At 69.0% G+C, this 4,740-nt stretch carries 8 protein-coding genes; all 8 read left to right on the forward strand.

Translation table 11 applies throughout. The features are described 5' to 3' along the window. Positions 1 to 131 precede the first annotated feature (131 nt). A complete protein-coding gene (locus ACFUJR_RS07275; protein ID WP_383166655.1) occupies positions 132 to 506 on the forward strand; it encodes a hypothetical protein in 375 nt (124 codons plus the stop codon). Then, positions 503 to 760, forward strand: coding sequence for a hypothetical protein (locus ACFUJR_RS07280; protein WP_383166658.1), 258 nt, complete (start codon positions 503 to 505; stop codon positions 758 to 760). Before ACFUJR_RS07275 ends, ACFUJR_RS07280 begins: the two co-directional genes overlap by 4 nt. Continuing rightward, positions 757 to 1,596 (forward strand): hypothetical protein, encoded by an 840-nt coding sequence (locus ACFUJR_RS07285; RefSeq protein WP_383166661.1) that lies wholly within the window; start codon positions 757 to 759, stop codon positions 1,594 to 1,596. Before ACFUJR_RS07280 ends, ACFUJR_RS07285 begins: the two co-directional genes overlap by 4 nt. Beyond that, positions 1,596 to 1,943, forward strand: coding sequence for a helix-turn-helix domain-containing protein (locus ACFUJR_RS07290; RefSeq protein WP_383166664.1), 348 nt, complete (start codon positions 1,596 to 1,598; stop codon positions 1,941 to 1,943). The genes ACFUJR_RS07285 and ACFUJR_RS07290 overlap by 1 nt, the downstream gene beginning before the upstream one ends. A gap of 33 nt (positions 1,944 to 1,976) precedes the next feature. Continuing rightward, on the forward strand, positions 1,977 to 2,960 hold the full coding sequence (locus ACFUJR_RS07295; RefSeq protein ID WP_383450264.1) for a hypothetical protein: 984 nt from the start codon (positions 1,977 to 1,979) through the stop codon (positions 2,958 to 2,960). Next, positions 2,957 to 4,327 (forward strand): replicative DNA helicase, encoded by a 1,371-nt coding sequence (locus ACFUJR_RS07300; RefSeq protein WP_383166669.1) that lies wholly within the window; start codon positions 2,957 to 2,959, stop codon positions 4,325 to 4,327. Before ACFUJR_RS07295 ends, ACFUJR_RS07300 begins: the two co-directional genes overlap by 4 nt. A gap of 105 nt (positions 4,328 to 4,432) precedes the next feature. Beyond that, positions 4,433 to 4,546, forward strand: coding sequence for an HNH endonuclease (locus ACFUJR_RS07305; protein ID WP_383166672.1), 114 nt, complete (start codon positions 4,433 to 4,435; stop codon positions 4,544 to 4,546). Between the two features lie 14 nt (positions 4,547 to 4,560). Then, positions 4,561 to 4,740 (forward strand): hypothetical protein (locus ACFUJR_RS07310; RefSeq protein WP_383166675.1); only part of this gene is annotated, 180 nt, incomplete at its 3' end.

Raw genomic sequence — 4,740 nt, forward strand, 5'->3', positions numbered from 1 at the left:
CCCTGCCGGAGTATCGAGAAAGGCGGCGGCGCAGGGGGGGGGGGGGGGGGGACGGGGGTCCTTTGTGGGTGACCTGCGCCGGGAACGCGTCCCGCCACCCCCAAGGACAGCACGAACGGAAGGACACTGCTATGCCCCGCCGCCTCACTCCGGCCGAGCGTCTCGCCTCCGCCGAGAAGGACTTCCTCCTCGAGACCATCGCCGAGCAGTCCTCCTGGGACCGCTTCCTCGTCGAGCAGGCCGTGCACGCCTTCGGCCTCCGCCACGACGAGTTCTCCGCGAACGACATCCGTGACGTGCTGCCCGAGATGGGGCACGGGTTCCTCGGAGCCGCGATCAACTCTCTGCGGACCGCCGGAATCATCGAGCACACCGGCAGGGTCGTGCCGTCCACCCTCGGCTCGACGCACGGTCACCGCATCGCCCTGTGGCGGCTGAGTGTCAAGGGCCTCGTCATAGCCAAGGAGCGGCGGGCCCGGCACGCAAGGCCGAGGGCCGCGGCATGACCGCCTGGATCGTCGCCGCCATCGCCGCCAGCCTCCTCGCCGGCGCCATCACCGTCTACCGGGCCCGCCGCACCAACGCGGCCCTGCTGGCCGCCTACCACCACCGCGTCCGCACCGTCGACCAGGTCATGGACGACCTCGCCACCTGGCGGGCCGACAAACGCATGCGCGACGCCCGCCAAGACCGCGCCATCTGCGAAGCCCTATACGCCCTCCCCACCGTCCCGCAGCAGCGGAAGGAGACAGGACAGTGACCACCCGCCGAGAAGCCCCGCACCACCGCAGCCTCTACTGCGTCAAGCAGTTCGGATGCCAGCGCCCCGAATGCCGCAAGCGCACCAACGACTACACCCGCAACCGCTACCGGCAGGTCGGTTACGGCACCTGGCAGGGCCTCGTCGACGCCGCTCCCGTGCAGCAACACATCGCCGACTTGCGTAGCGCGGGCGCCAGCATCCCGTCCATCGCCAAGGCCGCGCACGTCTCCACGGCGACTCTCGCGCGGATCCTCTACGGCGAACGAGGCCAGCGCCCCAACCCGCGAATGCGGGCCGAGTCCGCAAGCGCGATCCTTGCCGTCCGGGCGGAGATGTGCGCGATCCCCGACGGCGCCAAGGTCGACGCCACCGGGACCCGGCGAAGGCTCCAAGCCCTCGTCGCCATGGGGTGGAGCTTCACTGCTCTGGGTCCGCACATCGGCATCCACAACCGCCCCCTCGGCGACATGGCCCGCGCAGACCGGGTCACAGCTGGCTCCGCCCGCAAGGTGCGAACCGCCTACAAGCGGCTCATCCTTCTCACCCCTGAGCAGGGAGGCGTCCACTCCCAGGCGTGCGCCCTGGCCCGGCGGGTCGCGGCCCGGGAGGGCTGGGCGCTGCCCGGGGCATGGGACGACATCGACGACCCCAGCTGCGTGCCCGACACGGGCCCGGCCGACCCGGTCAACCGCGACGAGATCGCCGCGTACAGGCGCGACGAGATCGGCCGACTCAGCCGCTACGGCGTCGGCGAGTACGAGATCGCCGAGCGCCTCGGCATGAGCCCCCACTACGTCCACGACCTCATCCGCGACATGGGAAAGGCAGCCTGATGGCCAGGATCTCCCGCGCAACCAGCGACGCATGCCGGCACGGCCACCCGTTCCCCGAGAACCTCGTCATCGACGGCCGCGGGTGGGCCAGCTGCCGAGAGTGCCGAAGGGCCGCCCTCCGGCGTCACTGGCGCAACCACGGGGTGCTGGCCGCGCCCGACGAGAGCGCCGTCGAGCGAGCCGTCCGTGGCGACAAGCCCCCTCGACTCACCCCCCGTGAACGCCTCGCGGCAGTCAGCCGCCTCGACCGGCGAGGGCTCAGCGCCCGGCAGGTCGCCGAACACATCGGCTGCACCCAACGCACTGTCCACCGGATCCGCGGACGCGTCCGCCAGACCGCCGCCTAGACCACCCACACCTGACTGCAGCCGGAGAGACCAGTGAGTGAAGAAGCCATGGATTGGGTGGTGGGTGCGGCGCCTGACGTGTCGTCCCACTGGATCCCCGTCCTTCTGGGGCTGGCTCGGCATGCAGACGAGTTCGGGCGTGGGGCCTGCCCCTCCCAGGAACTGCTCGCGGAGTACGCCCGCAAGAGCGATCGGGCCGTCCGGAACGACCTCACGGGTATGAGCAAGGCCGGCCTGATCCGCCCCGGAGACCCCCGCATCGTTGAGCACATTCCGCCCGACCGACGGCCCCTCGTGTGGGACCTGGCGATGGAACGGCGACGCATCCTCACCGCGACCGACCGGAAGCCCACTTCCGGCCGGTCCGGGCGGAAGCCCACTTCCACCCGGTCAACCGTCGGTAACACCCCCGAGGAGGGGCAGAACCGCAGGTCAGAGAAGAACGACTGGAAGCCCACTTCCACCCGTAACGACCGGAAGCCCACTTCCACCCGGTCGACCGCTCTTGAGAACGACAAAACTGCAGGTCAGGAAGGAACGGGTGGAAGCCCACTTCCACCGAATCTTTCTAACTACGTAAGCAAGCAGCAGGGGAATCAGATCCCGGGCTGGGCGAAGCCTCTCCTCGATGCCCTGCACATGAAGGGCATCGACATCGGATGGGGCCGACTCAGCAACTTTCAGTGGGTCGCGGTCCAACAGCTGCTGAAGAGCCACGGCATCCCGTACCTGGTGCACATCGCCAACTCCCGCTGGAACCCCCGCAACCCCATCCGGTTCGGAACCTTGCTCCTCGACATCTGGCACGAGTTCCCCGCCCCGCCCGCCGGCTCCCCGTGGCACCCCGCCACTAGCGCCGCCAGCAAGCAGACCTCCAGCACTAACAGGCCGCCCCACTGCGGAGACCCCGACTGCGACCCCGTCTCCCGAACCCGCGAGATCGAGCACGACAGCGGCCACAAAACCCTCGAGCACTGCCCCGACTGCCACCCCTCCAGCAAAGGACAAGCCGCGTGACCGAGCCCGCCTGGGAGCCTGACCCCATCGACGACGCCCCCATCGCCGATGCTCCCCCGCACAACGCCGACGCCGAGATGGCCATCCTCGGCGCCATGCTCCTCGACAAGAGCATGATCGAACCCGTTGCCGCGATCCTCGCCGACGCCAACGACTTCTGGGTCTTCCGCCACCAGACCATCTACCGCGCCATCACCGACCTCTACGCCGCCAGTCGCGACCCCAAGATCGACCCCATCACCGTTGCTGCCGCTCTCCTCGCCAACGGTGAACTCGCCAAGGTCGGCGGAGCGGGATTCATCCACCAGCTCGCCCACACCGTTCCCTCTGCGGCCAGCGCCACCTACTACGCCGACATCGTCCGCGAACACGCCCAGCTCCGCGCCGTCCTCGAAGCCACACGGCGAGCCACGCAGCGAGCCCTCACCGCTGCTTCCTCCGCGGCCGAGATCCTCGACGCCGCCATGTCCGACCTCCAGGCCGCTGCCGCAGGCGTCGCCCCCGCCGACGTCAAGCTGTCCGTCGCCGAACGCTGGCTCGGCTTCGTCTTCGAACTCGAAGCGGGCGCAGACCCTCGCGCCCTCGACACCCCGTGGATGGACCTCAACGAGGTCATCGAGCTCAAACCCGGCCAGCTCATCACCGTCGGCGCCGCGACTGGCGGCGGCAAGTCCCTGTTCGGCATGAACCTTGCCGCTCACGTCGCCCTCACCCGCAGCAAGCCGGCCCTCGTCGCCTCGATGGAAATGGGCGGCAGCGAGCTGATGGCCCGCCTCACTGCGGCCGAAGCGGGCGTCGTCCTCGACAACCTCATCCGCCGCAAGATCAGCGACACCGACTGGGCGAAGATCTTCAAGGCGGGGCCGCGCCTGCAAAACGCCGAGAACTTCATCCTCGATGACTCCCCGAACCTCACTCTCGGCAAGATCCGCGCCCGCATGAGGTGGATGGCATCCCGCGGAACCCCGCCGGCCATCGTCGTCGCCGACTACCTCCAGTTGATGACCCCGGAGAAGTCGAAGCCCAACGCCAACCGGGCCAACGAAGTCGCCGATCTCTCACGCGGGCTGAAGCTCCTCGCTATGGAGTTCGAGATCCCCGTTGTCGCCCTCGCCCAGTTCAATCGCGGCGCCGCCGGACGACAGCCCGTCGTCACCGACTTCAAAGACTCCTCGGCGATCGAGCAGGACTCGAACGTGATCCTCCTGATGCACAAGCCGACCAACGACGACGGAACCCCCGACGACGAGCGCGCCGGCGAGATCGACGTGATCGTCGCCAAGAACCGCAACGGCGCCAGCGGCCGCATCGTCCCGCTGGTCTTCCAGGGCCACTATGCCCGCCTTCGCTCCATGGGGCCGAGGTGAGCGGCATGCAGGACGGACACGGACGCCCACCACCAACAGACCCCCCACGACGCCGCCCAGAACGGCCAATGCGCCAACTGCCCCACCCGCCTCGCCGCCAACGACTTGATCCTCAAGCGCAAGATCCACCGCAACAGCGGCGGCGACAGCACCCTCGCGAACCTCCACCTCATCTGCCACCCCTGCAACCGCCGCGGCCAGCACACCCCCGCCGCCTGAACCAGGAGACCCACATGCCCGAGCCCCTCGAAGCACGTTGCGACCACTGCAAGCAGACCCGGCCCCTCTTCCTCTACGAACCCGACCACGACTTCCACCTCACCGGCATCACCTGCGAATGGTGCACCCGCGACAAGCAGCCCCTCCTCTGCACCCGCTGCTGGAGCACCGAGAAGCAGCGCGAGGAGAACACC

Source organism: Streptomyces sp. NPDC057271 (assembly GCF_042668715.1).
Classification (GTDB): domain Bacteria; phylum Actinomycetota; class Actinomycetes; order Streptomycetales; family Streptomycetaceae; genus Streptomyces.

Bases quoted from the DNA above. Each gene is read 5' to 3' on its own strand.
- ACFUJR_RS07275 (WP_383166655.1), top strand. From the start codon at position 132: ATGCCCCGCCGCCTCACTCCGGCCGAGCGTCTCGCCTCCGCCGAGAAG.
- ACFUJR_RS07280 (WP_383166658.1), top strand. From the start codon at position 503: ATGACCGCCTGGATCGTCGCCGCCATCGCCGCCAGCCTCCTCGCCGGC.
- ACFUJR_RS07290 (WP_383166664.1), top strand. From the start codon at position 1,596: ATGGCCAGGATCTCCCGCGCAACCAGCGACGCATGCCGGCACGGCCAC.